This window comes from Pseudoalteromonas sp. SR45-5, assembly GCF_014163565.1.
Lineage (GTDB): Bacteria > Pseudomonadota > Gammaproteobacteria > Enterobacterales > Alteromonadaceae > Pseudoalteromonas > Pseudoalteromonas distincta.
In genome coordinates this window covers 1-855 of record NZ_JACJDN010000993.1, presented here as the reverse complement: position 1 = coordinate 855, position 855 = coordinate 1, and the positions used below count along the sequence as shown (strand labels likewise).

Genomic DNA, 855 nt, shown 5'->3' with positions numbered 1-855 from the left:
ATAGATATTAAACCTGTGTTTAAAATATCCATTTCATTTTTATTAAGAGGAAAGTGCCCCATTAAAAGTGATTGTACATAAATTATTTTTAAACATTGTTGGAGTTGAGGTAACTCATTGCAGTGAATTAGTGAAGTAATTAACTCATGGTTTGCATTTAAGCATAATTCAGAAAATACATAGCTTTCTATTGGCTTTGTTACTGTATCAATAATGTCAGACCATAGTTCGTCACTTTCAACTTGGTTTATTTTTGCACTTTTAATAAAGTATTGCTTTTCGCAGCTGATATAAAGCGCAGGCACTTGCTCTGGTTTGAATTGCTTTACACTGATGTTTGGGCAAATGTCACTCATTACAGTGTTTGCTTTGTTTATAAACTCAGCTAATAACGCTGGGTTTATATCAGTATCACTAAGCTGACCAACTAAGCTTTGCGGGTCAAGTACCTCAATATGCGTTTTGCTAAGGTGCGCATATAAATTTAATATATCAGTGCAATATGCATAACCGCCGTTTATTAAACACTCTTGTTTTGCACTCGATATTTGAGCAAATTGACGAAAAATATCCACATTTTCAACGTAAGTAATATGCTTATATTTTTCAATATAATTACCTAAAGTCATACTGCCTAAGTTTGTTTCGAATTTAAGAAATGGTGTTATTTTTAAACAAAAATAATGATTATCTAAAACAAGTGATTTTAATGCCATTTGATGACAACTTACAAAATGCTCAAATTTTTCGGGTGCATTTTCTGCCATATTTACAAGGTAGGTTATTAGCTGTTCACCAAGCTCCTGCTTGGCTTCAAGTAATGTAGCATCTTCGTATAATGCCTCACGAGAAGCG

At 32.7% G+C, this 855-nt stretch carries 1 protein-coding gene; it reads right to left on the bottom strand.

The window, feature by feature from the left end; genetic code table 11:
* The coding region (locus tag H5072_RS20590) for a hypothetical protein (RefSeq protein WP_182694654.1) at positions 1-855 on the bottom strand (855 nt) is incomplete at both ends.